At 56.5% G+C, this 15,889-nt stretch carries 14 protein-coding genes; 3 read left to right on the forward strand and 11 right to left on the reverse strand.

Annotated elements, in window-relative coordinates; translation table 11 throughout:
- Window positions 1-152 precede the first annotated feature (152 nt).
- The 7 genes from zds to IGS16_RS01405 form a co-directional block, all read right to left on the reverse strand.
- Window positions 153-1,622 (reverse strand): 9,9'-di-cis-zeta-carotene desaturase, encoded by a 1,470-nt coding sequence (gene zds / locus IGS16_RS01375; protein ID WP_297082669.1) that lies wholly within the window; start codon window positions 1,620-1,622, stop codon window positions 153-155.
- A 45-nt stretch (window positions 1,623-1,667) separates the two neighbouring features.
- The gene (gene hpxZ / locus IGS16_RS01380; protein ID WP_297082671.1) at window positions 1,668-2,045 is read right to left on the reverse strand and encodes an oxalurate catabolism protein HpxZ; all 378 of its coding nucleotides are present in this window, start codon (window positions 2,043-2,045) and stop codon (window positions 1,668-1,670) included.
- A 109-nt stretch (window positions 2,046-2,154) separates the two neighbouring features.
- On the reverse strand, window positions 2,155-2,439 hold the full coding sequence (locus tag IGS16_RS01385; RefSeq protein ID WP_297082672.1) for a DUF3288 family protein: 285 nt from the start codon (window positions 2,437-2,439) through the stop codon (window positions 2,155-2,157).
- A gap of 144 nt (window positions 2,440-2,583) precedes the next feature.
- Complete coding sequence (locus IGS16_RS01390) at window positions 2,584-3,597, reverse strand: type I glyceraldehyde-3-phosphate dehydrogenase (protein ID WP_297082674.1); 1,014 nt, start codon at window positions 3,595-3,597, stop codon at window positions 2,584-2,586.
- Between the two features lie 205 nt (window positions 3,598-3,802).
- A complete protein-coding gene (locus IGS16_RS01395; protein ID WP_297082675.1) occupies window positions 3,803-4,465 on the reverse strand; it encodes a hypothetical protein in 663 nt (220 codons plus the stop codon).
- Window positions 4,466-5,017, reverse strand: a complete 552-nt coding sequence (locus IGS16_RS01400) for an Npun_F5560 family protein (RefSeq protein ID WP_297082676.1) — start codon at window positions 5,015-5,017, stop codon at window positions 4,466-4,468.
- A gap of 116 nt (window positions 5,018-5,133) precedes the next feature.
- Window positions 5,134-6,192, reverse strand: a complete 1,059-nt coding sequence (locus IGS16_RS01405) for an NAD(P)/FAD-dependent oxidoreductase (RefSeq protein WP_297082677.1) — start codon at window positions 6,190-6,192, stop codon at window positions 5,134-5,136.
- A 185-nt stretch (window positions 6,193-6,377) separates the two neighbouring features.
- Between IGS16_RS01405 and IGS16_RS01410 the strand changes: the two genes are divergently transcribed.
- Window positions 6,378-8,597, forward strand: coding sequence for a SulP family inorganic anion transporter (locus IGS16_RS01410; RefSeq protein WP_297082678.1), 2,220 nt, complete (start codon window positions 6,378-6,380; stop codon window positions 8,595-8,597).
- Between the two features lie 191 nt (window positions 8,598-8,788).
- Here the strand turns inward: IGS16_RS01410 and rpsF are convergent, their stop codons facing one another.
- Complete coding sequence (rpsF, locus tag IGS16_RS01415; protein WP_297082679.1) at window positions 8,789-9,094, reverse strand: 30S ribosomal protein S6; 306 nt, start codon at window positions 9,092-9,094, stop codon at window positions 8,789-8,791.
- A 242-nt stretch (window positions 9,095-9,336) separates the two neighbouring features.
- Here rpsF and IGS16_RS01420 point away from each other — a divergent pair, with 242 nt between their 5' ends.
- On the forward strand, window positions 9,337-10,134 hold the full coding sequence (locus IGS16_RS01420) for a fumarylacetoacetate hydrolase family protein (protein WP_297082682.1): 798 nt from the start codon (window positions 9,337-9,339) through the stop codon (window positions 10,132-10,134).
- A gap of 62 nt (window positions 10,135-10,196) precedes the next feature.
- Here IGS16_RS01420 and IGS16_RS01425 read toward each other — a convergent pair whose 3' ends face one another.
- The 3 genes from IGS16_RS01425 to IGS16_RS01435 form a co-directional block, all read right to left on the reverse strand.
- Window positions 10,197-10,700, reverse strand: a complete 504-nt coding sequence (locus IGS16_RS01425; protein ID WP_297082684.1) for a Tic20 family protein — start codon at window positions 10,698-10,700, stop codon at window positions 10,197-10,199.
- 314 nt (window positions 10,701-11,014) lie between these two features.
- Complete coding sequence (locus IGS16_RS01430) at window positions 11,015-11,422, reverse strand: gamma-glutamylcyclotransferase (protein ID WP_297082686.1); 408 nt, start codon at window positions 11,420-11,422, stop codon at window positions 11,015-11,017.
- A 93-nt stretch (window positions 11,423-11,515) separates the two neighbouring features.
- Window positions 11,516-12,229 carry a GntR family transcriptional regulator gene (locus IGS16_RS01435; RefSeq protein ID WP_084782572.1) on the reverse strand — a complete coding sequence of 238 codons (714 nt, stop codon included), beginning with the start codon at window positions 12,227-12,229 and terminating at the stop codon, window positions 11,516-11,518.
- 368 nt (window positions 12,230-12,597) lie between these two features.
- Here IGS16_RS01435 and IGS16_RS01440 point away from each other — a divergent pair, with 368 nt between their 5' ends.
- Complete coding sequence (locus IGS16_RS01440; RefSeq protein ID WP_297082689.1) at window positions 12,598-15,792, forward strand: valine--tRNA ligase; 3,195 nt, start codon at window positions 12,598-12,600, stop codon at window positions 15,790-15,792.
- Window positions 15,793-15,889: the final 97 nt, after the last annotated feature.

Consider the following 15,889-nt stretch of genomic DNA (forward strand, 5'->3'; position numbering starts at 1 on the left):
AAGTTTTGTCGCAATTTATACTCATTCTAAAAACATTGAAAAACAGGCATGAAAACTCTAGGGAAAACTTTATACAGCCTTGATGGAAGCTTCTGCTGTTGCTTCCAAAGGCTACACAATCCTGAGTCTGCCCTCTAGGCTCATCAATCTCATCAATACTTAAACAATCCCGTACCCTGAACCTTGTAGCCCGTCGGCTCCAGGATGGCGGCGGCGGCCTGTTTGCCGGAAATCGTTGCGCCTTCCATGCTGTCGATATAGTCCTGCTGCGTGTAGCTGCCCGCTAGGAAGAAGTTCGGCACGGGGGTCTTTTGGGGCGGACGGTAGGGGTCCATGCCCGGATTTTCGCGATAGAGCGACTGCGCCAGCTTCACCACGTTAAACCAGGTCATGTTCAGCTCGCGGGAAGACGGGAACAGGTCGTGGAGCTGCTTCAGCGCGTGCTGGGCAATGTCTTCGTTGCTCATTTTGATAAACGGGTCGCCGGGGGTCAGCACGACCTGCATCAGCGAACCCTGGCCCTCGCGATAATAGTCCTTGGGGCTGGTGAGGGCCAGGTCGGCAAAGCAGGAGAAATCCGCATCGGCACTGTAGAGCAAGTTGTCGAGTCCGGCGGCGTGGTCAAGCTGTTTGCGCTGCTCTGCATCTTGCATTTCCGTCACCCAGCCGTCGAAGCGGAGCTGCACCGTCACCACGGGCACGGCTTCCAGCTTGTAGATATTGTCAAATTCGGGATATTTGCGCCACTCGGCGGGCAGCAGTCGCTGAATTCCCGGCACGTCGCAAGCGGCGAGATAGACATCGGCAGTTACGGTTTCTTCGGTGTCGCCATTGGCGATCGCCAGCCCCGTTACCACCGTTTCGCCGTCTTTCTCTTCAAACAAGATCCGTCGCGTTTGCCGCCGGGTATGCACCTGTGCGCCGCGCTCCTGGATGTATTTCAGAATCGGCTTGTGCAAATATTCATCGGGGGAACCTGCCAGCATGTTCAGCCGCGAGGCTTCCGTCTTCGCCGCAAACATCATAAAGATGGTGAGCATACAGCGGGCGGAGATTTCCTCGGTGTTGATGAAGCCAAGGGCGAGGGCGATCGGGTCCCACATGCGCTCCAGACTGTGCTGCGAGCCGCCGTGGCTGCGAAACCAGTCGGCAAAGCTGACGGAATCCAGATCACGAATCAGCTTCATCGCCAGATCGTAGTTCACCAAACCGGGGACGATGGGGCTAGTGCCGAGGGCGATCGCATTTTGCAGCTTGTCGAGCAGCGTGAGCTGGCCCGTGGTGAAAAACGCCTTCAGCCCGTGAAAGGGTGCGCCCAGCAAAAAGCGAAAATCCAGCTTGCCGATCTCGCCGCCGCGATTCACAAAGTTATGCACATGCTCCTTCGGCAGCAGCGCTTCATACGCGCCCACCTTTCGCATCAGCGCAAACAGGTTGTTGTAATTGTTGAAAAAGACGTGCAGCCCCATTTCGATATGGTTGCCGTCTGCGTCGATCCAGCTTCCCACCTTGCCGCCCACAAACGTCCGAGCTTCGTAGATCGACACCTCGTGGCCCGCGTCTACCAGTTCTACCGCCGCCGCCAGCCCAGCCAATCCTGCCCCAACGATTGCAACGCGCATTCTGCCAATCCCTTCAGACTTGCTTTAAGAATTTCTTTACATATTTTAACCCCCTAACAGGGACACATGAGCGCAGACCACCCGCCAACCCGCTGGCGTTCGTAGCCAGGTCTGGCTCTGGCGACCCGTTTTGCCAGAACTCGTGCGACGAAATTCGGTGTTGGCGGTGGCAAAGTCGCTGCCGTAGGTGGTGATGACGGTATTGCTCAGGGTGCGGCGGAGGTCGCCTGTGGGGCGATTAGCCCGAAAAGCGGCGATCGCCTCGTAACCATACAAATTCTCCGTCGCGCCATAGCGAATCGTGTGGGGACTCTGCCAAAACAGTTCATCCAGCGTCGCCACATCGTTATTCACCAAGGCCTGCTCGTAGCGTTCAAAGGCGGCTGTCACGTCCGCCACCACATCGGGTCGATTAATTTCCACGCTCGTTCTGTCAATTCTCCTCAAAAATAGTATCTATAAGCTGGCTGGAAGCTTTGCAAACCCCTAGACTCACAGCCCAAAATCGCCAATCTAAAATCCAAAATTACCTCTAGCTCCAATCTTCTCGCTGATTATTGCGCCCTTGATAAATCTGGCTGGTCTGGTGAATCTGGCGCGTTTTTTCAAACAGTTCCTCTTCCGTCAAACCCCATTGTTCTAGCACCTTGTCTAGGTCGGTCTGAATGTCTCGCGCACCCGGAAACCCGTTGTAGCGAATCCGCAGCCGGGCCAGTTCACTGAGGTTATAGTCCGTTGGATCGCCGGAGAGGAGCGCGTTGGTAATTTGGCGATCGCCGCTCCACTGGGGATGCTGCTGGTCTTGCTTTTCGGCCATATCATGCTCTGGACTTTCTGATCTCTTACAACATTAAAAGCCCCCTCTAGCATAAGGCTGCAACCCAATTACAGCACTTGTCCAGAGGGGGGAAATGTCGAGTCAATGCGCTGACGAATTCAGCGTGGATGGCTCAGGCAAGACTCAGGCAACCCACTTTTGTGCCACGACCTCGGCCAGGTCAACCACGCGCTGGCTATAGCCCCACTCATTGTCATACCAGGCGATGATCTTCACCATGTCGCCGCCCAGCACCATTGTCAGCTTCGAGTCGATGACAGAAGAAAAGTCCGTGCCGCGATAGTCGCAGGACACCAGTTCTAGCTCGCTATAGCCCAGGATGCCCTTCAGATCGCCCTCAGACGCATTCTTGAGCGCTTCGTTGACCTGTTCCGCAATCACCTGCTTCTCGACCTGCACCACAAAGTCCACCACGGAGACGTTGGGCGTGGGAACCCGCAGCGCAATTCCATTCAGCTTGCCTGCAACTTCAGGAATGACCAGGGCGACTGCCTTGGCTGCACCTGTGCTGGTGGGGACGATGTTCAGCGCAGCGGCACGGGCCCGACGCACGTCACGGTGGCTGGCATCCAGCAAACGCTGGTCACCCGTGTAGCTGTGGGTGGTGGTCATCGTGCCTTTGATGATGCCAAAGTTGTCATTGATAACCTTGACAATCGGCGCAAGGCAGTTAGTAGTGCAGCTTGCATTGCTGATAATCGTATGCTTGCTGTGGTCGTAATCTTTTTCATTGACACCGACCACAAAGGTGCCGTCGTCATTTTTCCCTGGCGCAGTGATGAGGACTTTCTTGGCTCCCGCTTCTAGGTGCTTGGAAGCGCCTTCGCGGCTGGTGAAAACACCCGTTGATTCAATCACGAGATCGATACCCCATTCACCCCAGGGCAAGTTGAGGGGGTTGCGATCAGAGACGCACTTAACGACCTTGCCGTTTGCAGTAATGGTGTTTTCATCGGCGCTGATGTCTGCATTTAGCTTGCCGAGCATCGAGTCATAGGTCAGCAGGTGCGCGTTAGTACGGGGGTCGGAGGTATCGTTAATGGCAACGATTTCAAAATCGCTGTGGGATCGCCCCAGCCAGCAGCGCATGAAGTTCCGCCCAATGCGCCCGAAGCCGTTAATTGCTACTCTAATCACTGCGTCTTGCCCTCTTTACACTAGATATTCGCCAATGTTGAAACAGATCATACACTTTTAAGAGTTCACCACTCAAGGAAATCAGGTCGAGCGCTAAGGCATCGGGGATCAAAACTCCTAAGCGGATCTGCGTCAGAAAACTGTCCTGACGACACTTAGTATAGGCATTTATACTTACCCTTTGCAAGGGCGAAACTTATCAGTTCTATAAGATTTTTGCCGATTCGCCTGGGATGCTGAGGTCGAGGAGGGGCTGGTGGCTGAGGCAGAGCCAGTGGGCGGTAAACAGATCGGGCGTTTGAACTGATAGGCTGGCGATCGCCCCCGCTGCCGGATAGGGCCAGAGCCGATCAAACACCACGCCCTCGTCGCTCAGCGCAACCTGTAATAAATAGACGGCGGGGGGTGCGTGCAGCCAGTCCAATAGGCGAAAGGCCAGGGCATAGAGGGGCTGGCGCTGGCGATCGCTCAGGTGGTGGGGCTGGTGGTATTGTTCTGGGGTGTGGGCAGTGAGGGCGATCGCCTCGCCGTAGAGCGGCCCTTTAGCCGTGAGCGCAATGGGCAGCCAGAGCGAGCCGTCGCCAGTTTTTGTGCCAAAGCAGTCTGCCACCGACTGGCGCAGACCGTCAACGTCGGCGCAGGCGCGAAACACCGATGCGCCAGGAAACGCCAGAGCCTCTGGCAGGGACAGCGTCAGCGGACAGAGGATGTCCTCCGGGGCTATGACGGGCGGCAGGTCGGCGGGCGCGACAACTCGAACCGTATCGAATGTGGAACCTGCGGGGCACTGGGCGATGGCCCGCTTCAGTGGGGCGATCGCCTGCTCTGCAAATGGATTGGACTCTGCAACAATCCAGACCTGAGCCACTTAGGCACCGCCATAGGACGAAACCGACACGGGCACGGGCGCACCAGCACGCGGGAAGCTCGGCAGGTCGATCTGCGTGACGCGGCGGGTGCGAACGGCCAGGCGATAGCTGACGCTCTGCAACTCGGCGTGGAGGCGGCGGTTTTCCTGCTGAATCTGGGCCACCTTTTCCTTGATCGGCTGCAAGCGCTCTAGATATTTCTGACGGTAGATATGGGGTAATTCCTGCACAACTTGCTCCAGCATCCGGGAGCGGTCGGTCAGTTCCTGCACCGATTGGCGCAGTTGATAGACCTCGGTGTCGCGGCTGGCGATCTGCTCTTGATAGAACCCGACCTGCTGTTCGACAGCTTGGAGCTGCTCTCGCAAGACGCGCATTTCATTCTGATGCCGCTCCGACAGCGCCGCCGAAGGAGTTGAGTTTGACTGGCCTTTCACCAGGCGAAATAGCTCTTGCGACAACTGCTGCACGAGTTGGTCGCGCATTTGGAGTTCTTCGCGCAGGTGCGCGACTTCTGCCTGGAGTTCTGGGATCGTTAGAGAATGCGTCATATCACTCCGACTGGCGGTTCGGTGGTTCTAGCAGGAACGGGAAAAGGGCTAAGGGTGAGTGAGTGGTAGAGGGGAATTTTGGATTTTGGATTTTGGTGAAATGGCTGGAGACTCGATTAGGAGGCGGCTTCGACAGGTTGGGGGAAGGACTCAGGGGGTAGGTTGTGGGAATGGGGTTCGGAATGGGGGTTGTCTAAATGCGCTTCCCAGAGGCGGGGTGGTGAGGCTCGTCGGATCTCGCGCCAGATGGCAGTTGCAGCTAGCGCTCCATCGGCAACGGCGATCGCCACCTGGTTGATTCCTTCTTTTAGATCTCCCAGCGCAAAAATGCGGGGGTGAGACGTGCGGCACATCCCGTCAGTCACCAAGTTGTTGCCCTTCCATTCCAAGTCCAACCCTTGCAGATATTCGTTGAAGTAGTGGGAACCCATTGCGACCAGACCCGTTTCCAGCGGAACCATAGAACCGTCGATTAGCTCAACGCCCGTCATCTCATGATCGTGACCGAGGAAGCGCTTAATCGGCAATTCTACTAGAGGATAGCCGTGATCGCGCAACTTTTTACGCATTTCTGCACTCACCTCAAATAAGCCCTGCGTAAACACGGTGATGTAGGGGGTAAACCAGTTCAGCACAAAGGCGGTGTTGATGTTGCCTTCGGAGTTGACAAATAGCCCGCAGCGCTTGTCGGCCATTTCATAGCCGTCGCAAATCATGCAAACGTGCAGGTTATAGCCTGCGTAGTCGTACACGTTTTGCATGTTTTCCAGATGCGGCAAGTGGTCGATGATGCCGCTGGCGGCGATGACATACTTGCTCCGAAATACGGGATATACGCTGTCGGTCTTGCCGACTTTCACTTTCACCGCAAAGGTGTCGCCCTCGTCTTCGACCGATTCCACATAGCCGCGCAGATGGTCTGCACCGAGCGATAGTGCGTGATCTTGCCCCTGTTGCAGCAGGTCGCGGCCGGGTGTGTCGGGTGGTAGCCCCAGATAATTCCGCAAATCCTGCATCCAGAAGGAGCGGCCCCTGCCTTTTTCGACGACTAGACACGAGAGGCGATAGCGCTGAAGATAGATCGCTGCGGAAAGCCCCCCCGCGCCGCCGCCCACAATGATGACATCGTAGAGGTGATTGAGGCGATCGCCCAGGTTCTTTTTACTCAGCTTCATGGCGTGTTGGGGTACAAGATGGGCAGGGCGCGTAGCGGCTTGCAGTCCTGCGTTTTGGCCACAGTTTAAGCCTAGCAAGACAAGCCTAGCAAGAATTTCAGGGATCGGTTGGGGATTTCCCCGTTTTTCGAGCAGGCGGAGTATAATCCCTGCAACCCGACTTACTCTTTTTGCGGCGGAACCCGATGAATCCCCTGCTTGAGCGACTGAGGACGATGCCGATGCAAGTCCTTGTGTCTGAAACGACTGCGGGACTGTTGATGGGGCTGGTGCTAACCACAGATGCGATCGCCGTTGGGCTGATCTTGATGGCGGGCTTGCCCCCTGGGTCGCAGAGTGTTGGCATTTTGATGGCGCTCTTGAGTACGGCGGTGACGGGAGTAGTGGTGACGCTGGGCAGCAGGCTCCCGATTGCGGTTGTCGGCCCGTCTGTGGAGGCGGCGGCTATCTTGTCCGTCGCAGCAGGCGCAATCCATCGAGAGCTATCGCAATCGGGCGCTAGTGGCTCTAGTCTGCCGACGGTGTGGGCGCTGGTGGGTCTGAGCAGTGTGCTGACGGGACTCACGCTTTGGGCCATCGGTCGGTTTCGGTGGAGCCGATTTTTGCAATTTATTCCCTATCCCGTTCTGGGTGGCTTTTTGGCAGGGATTGGCTGGCTGGTGGTGCAGGTGGGTTTTAGCCTGGTTGCCAACGATGCAGAGGGGATGGATTTGGTGCATCAAGTCCTTCAGCCCGAGACCTTGCTCAAGCTATTGCCAGGGCTGGGGCTGATGGCTGTGCTGGTGACGTTGGAACGGCGGTTCGACCATTTTTTGGTGCTGCCGCTCTGTTTGTTGGGGGCGATCGCCCTCTCGCACGGGGTTCGGCTGGGGCTGGGCGTTCCTTTAGAAGCGGCGATCGCCAACGGATGGTTTCTCTCTCCGCTCCGGGATGGTTTTGCGATCGAGAACGCCGAGGGAAATTTTTTCAGCCAGATCCATCTGCCGACCCTAATTCAACACAGCGGATCGCTGGTCGGCATCGTGCTGCTGGTGCCGCTAGTGCTGATGTTTGAGGCGGTTGGCATTGAACTTGCGCTCAAGCAAGAAACCGATATTGACCAAACCTTGAAGGTCAACGGCATCGCCAATGTGCTCGTCGGGCTGGGCGGCGGCTCTCTCTCGCATCTCGACCTGGCCAACACGCTGATTCATCAAAAGGCTGGCGCAACCTTACGAATTGCGGGACTCGTCGCGGCGGGATGCATCCTGCTTGCCCTGCTGTCCAGAAATCTACTGGCTTACCTGCCGACGTTTGTGGTCTTCTCGCTGACGGTTCTTGCTGGACTGGATTTACTAGTGGAATGGCTCTACCAAAGCTGGTTTCGCCTATCTCGAATGGAGTACGGGCTGGTTTTCGGAATTTTTCTAGTCATTTCAGCCGTCGATTTTTTGCCGGGTATTGGCCTGGGCATTTTGGCGGCCTGCGTCGTCTTTGTCGTCAACTATAGCCGGGTTCAGGCGGAGCGCTATCGGCTCTCCGGCACAGACCGCCCCAGCAGCGTGAAGCGATCGCCCGTAGTTCAGCAAATCTTGCAAGCCGAAGGCAAACAGATCGAAATTTTGCGGCTTCAGGGATATCTGTTCTTCGGCACCACTACCCAACTTCTGTCGCAAGTTCGCCAACGTACCGATGACCCTAACCTCACACCGCTGCGGTTTTTGGTGCTGGATTTTCGCCGGGTCAGCGGCATGGACTCCTCTGCGGTGCTGAGCTTTGTCAAACTCCGGCAGATGGCTATTCAGCACTCGTTTCAGCTTGTGTTGTCAGACCTGCGATCGCCCCTAGAGCGCCAACTCCGGCAGGGAGAGTGTTTAGAAGAAGAAGACTCGGTTTGTCATCTCTTTGCCGAACTCGATCGCGCTGTGGAATGGTGCGAAAATCAGATACTACTGACGATTCCTCTCCGAAGACAGCGATCGCTGCCCCTAGCGCTCCAATTGCAAAATTGGTTTCCCCATCTCAATAACGCTTCGGCCCTGATGGATTACTTGGAAGAGATTTCCGGCGAAGTTGGCTACCTGCTATTTCGCCACGGCGATGCGCCAGATGGACTTTTTTTTATAGAAAGCGGGCAGATCAGCATCTTTTTGGAACTGGCCGATGGCACCACCCAGCGGCTTCAGACCGTGGGCGCGGGAAATATGGTGGGAGAGCGATCGCTCTATGCCCGCATACCCCACACCAGTTCTGCGGTGGCTGAAAAGCCCTGCACGCTGTACTGGCTATCTGCCCAGGCACTCGGCCGGATGGAAGCCGAAGCTCCGACGCTGGCAGCCGCGTTTCACCGATTTGTTCTCCATCGGCTTACGGAGCAGTTGATTCATCGCGAACAAACACTGAAGCAATTGCTAGAGGATGCCTAGCGCTAGAAATCAGGGAGCAGGATTTCAGACAGCCCGAACTGACGCAGAGGGAGTCAGGGCAGCCGGGTATTTTTTAGCTTGCTTCAAGAGGCTTGCTCTAGAGCTTTAAAGCATCAATCCCTGCAAAGTAGCGGACTTCACAGGGATCATCTACAGCCAAATTTGCGCGTTGATTCAGCCTGGTGGAACCGCTAGGCAGGCTCCTTTGCAGCAGGCTCTTCAACGCGGATGGTAAGATAGCGGATTACATCTTCGCTGAGGCGCATAGCCCGCTCCATCGTGGCGACTGCATTGCCGCTGGCGACGTAGTTCATCTGGATATATACGCCTTCGCGATGCTTGCCGATGTCGTAGGCGAGGCGGCGCTTGCCCCGGTGCTGGGTGTCGATGTCAGTTGCGCCCTGGTCTTTCAGGATGATTTGGTATTTGGCGATCGCCGCATCGGTCTGATCATCCCCCAGGTCAGGCCGGAGGATGTACATCGTTTCGTAATTCATGGGTTTAAGGAGTCTCCTTGTGGACAGACGGCCTCTAGAGGCAGGTGCGCTGAGCGAACGAACGTCAGGACGACGAACCCTAAAGAAACCCATGCCCTTGGCGATCGCCCTAGTGGTTCAGGCAGGTCTTGCCGGACAATGGGTAAGTCTACGCCTTGCGGCCGCTCGTTCAATCGGGCATTCTGGCTTAGAAGCAAGGAAATACAATTCTATCACTCATTCCCTGGATTTCAGTTTTTGCTATGGCGCAGCGCTACGTTCGGGTTCAAACCACCTCCGGTCAGCTCTACTACGGCATTTTGCAGCTCAACCGCCAGGTGCAGGTGCTGGATGCGCCGCCGTGGCTGGAGGGGCAGTTGACCGATCTGCTGATCGAGCCGGATAGCTATCGCCTACTGGCTCCCTGCGTGCCGTCAAAAATCATCGCCGTGGGCAAAAACTACGCCAAGCACGCCGCCGAAATGGGCACCGAAGCCCCGAAAGAGCCGCTGCTGTTTCTCAAGCCCTCAACGACGCTGATTGCAATGGGCGACCCAATTTTCTATCCACCCCAGTCGGAGCGGGTGGACTATGAAGGCGAACTGGCGCTAGTGATTGGCGATCGCTGCTGTGATTGCTCCCCCGAAGCTGCCCAGAACAAGATTTGGGGCTACACCATTGCCAACGATGTCACCGCCCGCGACTTGCAAAAAAAAGACGGTCAGTGGACTCGCGCCAAAGGCTTTGATACCTTTTGTCCGCTGGGCCCGTGGATCGTGCGGGAACTGAACCCCAGCGCCCGCTTGCAAACTTTTTTGAACGATAGCCCCAAGCCTGTGCAGTCGGCGCTGATTAGCGAAATGACCTTTGCGCCAGAGGTGTTGGTGTCCTACATCAGCCAGGTGATGACGCTGCTGCCGGGGGACGTGGTGCTGACGGGCACGCCGGAAGGGATTGGGCCTGTGCAAGTGGGCGATCGCATTCGGGTGGAAATTGAGGGCATTGGCGCACTAGAAAACACAATTGCCGCCAGAAATGCGAAACCAGCGGCGATCGCCTGACCCCCGCTGGCTCAAATGCCCTCAATTTTCTAAATGATTTAGGCTAGCCCGCTGACAGCAAGCTAGTACACATGCATTTTTGCAGCGTCAGAGATCGTTGGAATCTCGGCATAGCGGCCCAAGGCCGACTGCACAATCGCATAAATGCAGAGAATAAACGTCCCCAAAAACAGCGCCGTAAAGAGGCTCTGCACAAACAGCGGCGGCAGCACCTCAAAGATTGGACTGATCACCAACGCAAGCAGGCTCAGCGCAATGCCAATCAGGATGGATTGCATCGTGTTAAACCGGATGAAATGGGAAATGCCTTCGTTGCGGACGACCAGGAAATACAGCGCCAGGAACACCAAAAATCCCCCAATGCCAAACCCACCAAACGAAAAGATGCCCGTCACCAAGCGATAGACGAAGGCAAAGGGGGCCAGCGGCAGCAGCAGCGGTTGCAACATCGGAAACTCGCTCAGCAGACCCGTTCCAAAGGGTAGCGCCTCCAGCATCGGCAGGATGTAGGGAAGGCAGGCAAACAGGCGATCGAGCGGGCCAGCAGAGGATGTGCGCCAGGACATAGGTTGAACTCTCCGATGGGCGTTTGTAGGGGACGCTTGTCAACACTGCCAAACTCTAGCCGTGAGGCAATGAAGACTACTGAATGAAGACTATTCAAGTCTAAGACACACGCCTAAAATCGCGCAGCCTGCTCAAACAGTCTATCCGCCCAGACTAATCTGTATCTGCTCGGTTTCGGTGGATTGACTAATAGGCTGCGGCAGAAGTTCTGCCCCTGGTTTGTAGTGCAGACTTCAGCCTGCCTCTGAGAGGTTGTGAATGGGGCGACTGAAGTCGCTACTACGAACATCCAGCCCAGTTACGCAGCTTTGCACTAGCTACTGGTAGGTGCCGTCGCCATTTTGTAGGCAACCCAGCCGCCATAGTGCGATACATCTTCCCATCCGTACTGTTCTACCAGTTCTCTGGGGTAGAGGAAGGCAGTCACCACGCTGCCGTCTTCCAGGTACACGTCTTTGGGGTGCATATTGGGCGGCTCGTTGCTGGCCAGGTAGTCAAACTGTTCGACCGTCATCTCATATACTTCGCCCGGAATCGAGATGCCGCCTTCTTCGACGGGATAAATGCCAGGATGCCAGCCGTTTTGCACCGAATGCAGGCGATACATGGGCTTAGTTTTGGCTTCCCGCACAAACGCAGCGGATTGCAGGTTGCCGTGGTCGGGCTGGCCGCGCAGGGCAGAGCCGCAGATAAAGACGTAGCGAGTCGTGGCTTCGGTCATAGCAGTTGGATAGAACGTGGATGGAACAATGGATGGATAGAGCAAAATCTCACATCATTTCATCATGGCATTATCGTGCTATCCCTTATCACTTCATCCGTCTACGCCGTGCTGCAAGTTCTCTACTTCTTGTGTCACGCGGGCTTGGCTGGCGATTAGGTGAGTCCGAACGGCAGCAACGGCGGCGGTGATGTCGGCCTCAGAGCGCGATCGCCACCCAGTCTGAATTGCCTCAAAGATCTGTCGATGCTCTTGGCGAATCTCTAGCACACGGGGATTGCGGCGCGTGGTTTGCACCCGCAGCAGCGCCATCTTGTCAAACACTTGATCCAGCAGCGACACCAGCCAGCGATTGCCAGAGCTTTCGGCAATGAGTCGGTGAAATCGATAGTCCAAATCCAGCATTTTGGGGCTGTATTCGGTCTGGGACTTGCTCAGGGTTTCGGACTGGGCGACCAACTGTTCGAGCGATCGCACTTGTTCTGGAGTGGCATGTTGGCAGGCTCCCTGCACGGCAAATTGCTCCAGCGCCAGCCGACAGTCATAAAGCTGAATCACATCTTCCACCGACAGCGAGGCCACCCGCAGCCCGCCGCTGCTGTCGGCTGTCACTAGCGTATCCCGCTGAAGCTGACGCATCGCCTCGCGAATCGGCGTGCGGCTGACTTGGAGTCGCTCGGCAAGCTGCGTTTCTACTAGCCGCTGCCCAGGAGCCAGATCTCCGGACAAGATGCTGGCCCGCAGCGCTTCGTAGGTCTGCTCATAGAGGGACTTACTGCGTTGCACCGAAAGGGAAGAGAGGGTCAAAACAAGAAGATCCTTCGCGTCAGCTCAGTAAATAGTCGAATGTTGAATAAGTTCAGAGTTTAGGCTACTTCGCCCAGATGCAGCTTACAGCAGCCCTACTCAAAACTACCCTGATTGAGCAAGGACAGAGGAGGAAGCTTAAAGATTGCAAGGCTAGGCAACCTTTAGGATTGCACTGACAATAGACCTCAGGGTCGTCTAAACCAGGTGCCCTGTATGCAGTGTACACGCAGGCTCGATTTGCATCCAGCCTCCCGCAGGGTTGGGGACGTGTCTAACCCTTAACTGCCCATCCCCAAACTCTGACATCTAACTGCAAAATTCTTGTAACGTGGTAAGGAGTAATCCAGCCAAATTCTGCGCCAGTCATGACTGCGACTATCCCCAACTTGCCCAGCCAATACGACGCTGCGATCGCCGAACCCAAATGGCAACGATATTGGGAAGAGCGGCAAGTTTTCAAAGCAGACCCTAACGCTCCGGGCGAGCCGTATTGCATCGTGATTCCGCCGCCCAACGTGACGGGCAGCCTGCATATGGGCCATGCGTTTGAACACGCGCTGATCGATGTGTTGGTGCGCTATCACCGCATGATCGGCCGCAACACGCTCTGGCTCCCCGGCACCGACCACGCCAGCATCGCCGTGCAAACGCTTTTGGAAAAGGAACTTCGGCAGCAGGGCAAAACCCGCTACGATGTGGGGCGCGAGGCGTTCCTCAAACGCGCCTGGGAATGGAAAGAAGAATCCGGCGGCACGATTGTCAGCCAGCTTCGCCGTTTGGGACTGTCGGTAGACTGGAGCCGCGAGCGCTTCACGATGGATGAGGGGCTGTCTAGGGCGGTGCTGTATTCCTTCAAGCAGCTTTATGACGAGGGCTTGATCTATCGCGGGCAGTACATGGTGAATTGGTGCCCCGCCAGCCAGTCTGCGGTGTCGGATCTGGAGGTGGAAAACCAGGAGGTGAACGGCCACCTCTGGCACTTCCGCTATCCGCTGACGGATGGGTCTGGCTTTGTCGAAGTGGCGACGACGCGCCCGGAGACGATGCTGGGCGATACGGCTGTGGCGGTGAATCCAGGAGACGCGCGCTATCAGCATCTCCTTGGCAAGACGATTCGCCTGCCCATTACCGGACGCGAAATTCCCATCATTGCCGACGACTACGTGGATGCCAGCTTTGGCACAGGCGCGGTGAAAATTACGCCCGCCCACGACCCCAACGACTTTGAAATGGGCAAGCGCCACAACCTGCCTTTCATTAATGTGATGAACAAAGACGGCACGATGAACGAAGTCGCCGGGCCGTTCCAGGGACTCGATCGCTTCGAGGCCCGCAAGCAGGTGGTGCAGCGGCTCCAGGATGAGGGTTTCCTGGTCAAGGTTGAGGACTACAAGACCACCGTGCCCTATAGCGATCGCGGCAAAGTGCCTATCGAGCCGCTGCTTTCGACCCAGTGGTTTGTGAAAATTCGCCCTCTGGCCGATGCGGCGCTGGATCGTTTGGATAACTACAACGAACCGGAATTTATCCCCGAACGCTGGAAGAAGGTCTATCGCGACTGGCTGGTGAGCCTGCGCGACTGGTGCATCTCGCGGCAGCTTTGGTGGGGGCATCAGATCCCTGCTTACTACGCTGTTAGCGAGACGGGCGGCGAAATTACGGACGATACGCCCTTTGTGGTGGCGATGTCGGAAGATGAAGCGCGATCGCATCTGTTGGCTCGCTATGGCGACGGCGTGCAGATTCAGCAAGATCCCGACGTGCTAGATACCTGGTTCTCTTCAGGCCTCTGGCCCTTTTCTACGATGGGCTGGCCGGATCAGACAACTGACTTGGCAACCTACTATCCCACGACAACGCTGGTCACAGGGTTCGACATTATCTTTTTCTGGGTCGCCCGCATGACCATGATGGCGCAGCACTTTACGGGCAAAATGCCGTTCCAGTACGTCTACATTCACGGGCTGGTGCGGGACGAAAACAACAAGAAGATGTCGAAGTCGGCCAACAACGGCATCGATCCGTTATTGCTGATCAACAAGTACGGCACCGACGCGCTGCGCTATACGCTGGTCAGAGAGGTCGTCGGCGCGGGGCAAGACATTCGCCTGGAATATAACCGCAAGACCGACGAATCGCCCTCGGTGGAGGCCTCGCGCAACTTTACCAACAAGCTGTGGAATGCCTCTCGGTTCGTGATGATGAACCTGGATGGACAAACCCCCGCGCAACTGGGGGAACCGGGATCAGAAGGGCTGGAGATGAGCGATCGCTGGATTCTCTCCCGCTATCACCAGACGATTCAGCAGACCCGTAACCAAATCGACAACTTCGGATTGGGCGAAGCGGCAAAGGGTCTGTACGAGTTCATTTGGGGTGACTTTTGCGACTGGTACATCGAGCTAGTCAAGTCGCGGCTTCAAGATACCAACGGGGGCGATCGCCGTCGTGCGGCTCAGCAAACCCTGGCCACGGTGCTAGAGGGGACGTTGCGCCTGCTGCACCCGTTTATGCCCCATGTCACTGAGGAAATTTGGCACACGCTGACGCAAACGGGCGAAGAGGCAACTTTGGCGCTCCAACCCTATCCCGTAGCCGATCCCCAGCGCATCAACTCTAGTTTGGAGGATCAGTTTGGGCTGATCTTCGACACCATTCGCACGGTGCGGAACCTGCGGGCCGAGGCAGACATCAAACCGGGCGTGAAGATTCGCACCGTCCTGCAAACGGACAACGCCCAGGAACGAGCCATTCTCACTGCGGGGCAGACCTATATTAAAGATCTGGCAAAGATTGAGAGCCTGTCTATTCCAGAACCCGTGTCCGTGCCGACTCCGCCCAGCGACTCGCTGCCTGCACCCAACGAGTTTGAGGCAGAGGCACTGCACCTAGCTCAAGAAGCTGCCGAAGCGGCCTACAAAGCGGTCGAAGGGGTGAACTTTGGCTCTCTGGAGCGCTATCGCAAGCTGATTGTAACGCTGGGGCTGGTGGTGGCGCTGGTGCTGGTGTCGCGGACGCTGCTGGCGACGGTGCATTCGCTGAATGGGCTGATTTTGGTCACGCCGCTGCTGAAGCTGCTGGGCTTTGGATACACGATCTGGTTTGCCATCCGCTATCTCTCGACTTCTCAGAAGCGCCGTGAGTTTGGGGAGTTGGTCAATCGAGTGGTGACAGATATTCTGGGTGAAGCGTCGCCTTCGGATACCACGCCGACGATGCCCAAAATTCCGTCGCCGCAATCGACAAAGCCTGTGCCTGTGCCCCAAGTGCAGGAAGTGCCGACTCCGCCTGGAGGAACGCCACAGGCGATGGTGGGCGTGGTGCGGACGGTGCAGGTGTCGGTGCCACTGGCGGGTGTGGTGGACGTTGCTGCCCTGCGAGCTAAGCTGGAGAAGGATCTGGCCAAGACCACGGCAGAAGCCGAGAGCCTGCGATCGCGCTTGAGCAATGCCAACTTTGTCGATCGCGCTCCGACAGAGGTGGTTCAGGGGGTGCGGGATGCCCTTGCGGAGGCAGAAACGCAGGCTGCCATTCTGCGCGATCGCCTCTCCCGACTTTAGACTAAAATCCTGACAGGCTGTCTGTGGCTTTGCATCTAGGGGTGATGTTGATTTTGCTATCGCAACTTACTGCATGTGCTATCCACTGCCCCATACC

This window comes from Thermoleptolyngbya sp. C42_A2020_037 (assembly GCF_015272455.1).
Lineage (GTDB): Bacteria > Cyanobacteriota > Cyanobacteriia > Elainellales > Elainellaceae > Thermoleptolyngbya.

Coding starts and splice junctions, on each gene's coding strand:
- zds (WP_297082669.1), bottom strand. CDS start 1,622: ATGCGCGTTGCAATCGTTGGGGCAGGATTGGCTGGGCTGGCGGCGGCG.
- IGS16_RS01385 (WP_297082672.1), bottom strand. CDS start 2,439: ATGGCCGAAAAGCAAGACCAGCAGCATCCCCAGTGGAGCGGCGATCGC.
- IGS16_RS01400 (WP_297082676.1), bottom strand. CDS start 5,017: ATGACGCATTCTCTAACGATCCCAGAACTCCAGGCAGAAGTCGCGCAC.
- IGS16_RS01405 (WP_297082677.1), bottom strand. CDS start 6,192: ATGAAGCTGAGTAAAAAGAACCTGGGCGATCGCCTCAATCACCTCTAC.
- IGS16_RS01410 (WP_297082678.1), top strand. CDS start 6,378: ATGAATCCCCTGCTTGAGCGACTGAGGACGATGCCGATGCAAGTCCTT.
- rpsF (WP_297082679.1), bottom strand. CDS start 9,094: ATGAATTACGAAACGATGTACATCCTCCGGCCTGACCTGGGGGATGAT.
- IGS16_RS01420 (WP_297082682.1), top strand. CDS start 9,337: ATGGCGCAGCGCTACGTTCGGGTTCAAACCACCTCCGGTCAGCTCTAC.
- IGS16_RS01425 (WP_297082684.1), bottom strand. CDS start 10,700: ATGTCCTGGCGCACATCCTCTGCTGGCCCGCTCGATCGCCTGTTTGCC.
- IGS16_RS01430 (WP_297082686.1), bottom strand. CDS start 11,422: ATGACCGAAGCCACGACTCGCTACGTCTTTATCTGCGGCTCTGCCCTG.
- IGS16_RS01440 (WP_297082689.1), top strand. CDS start 12,598: ATGACTGCGACTATCCCCAACTTGCCCAGCCAATACGACGCTGCGATC.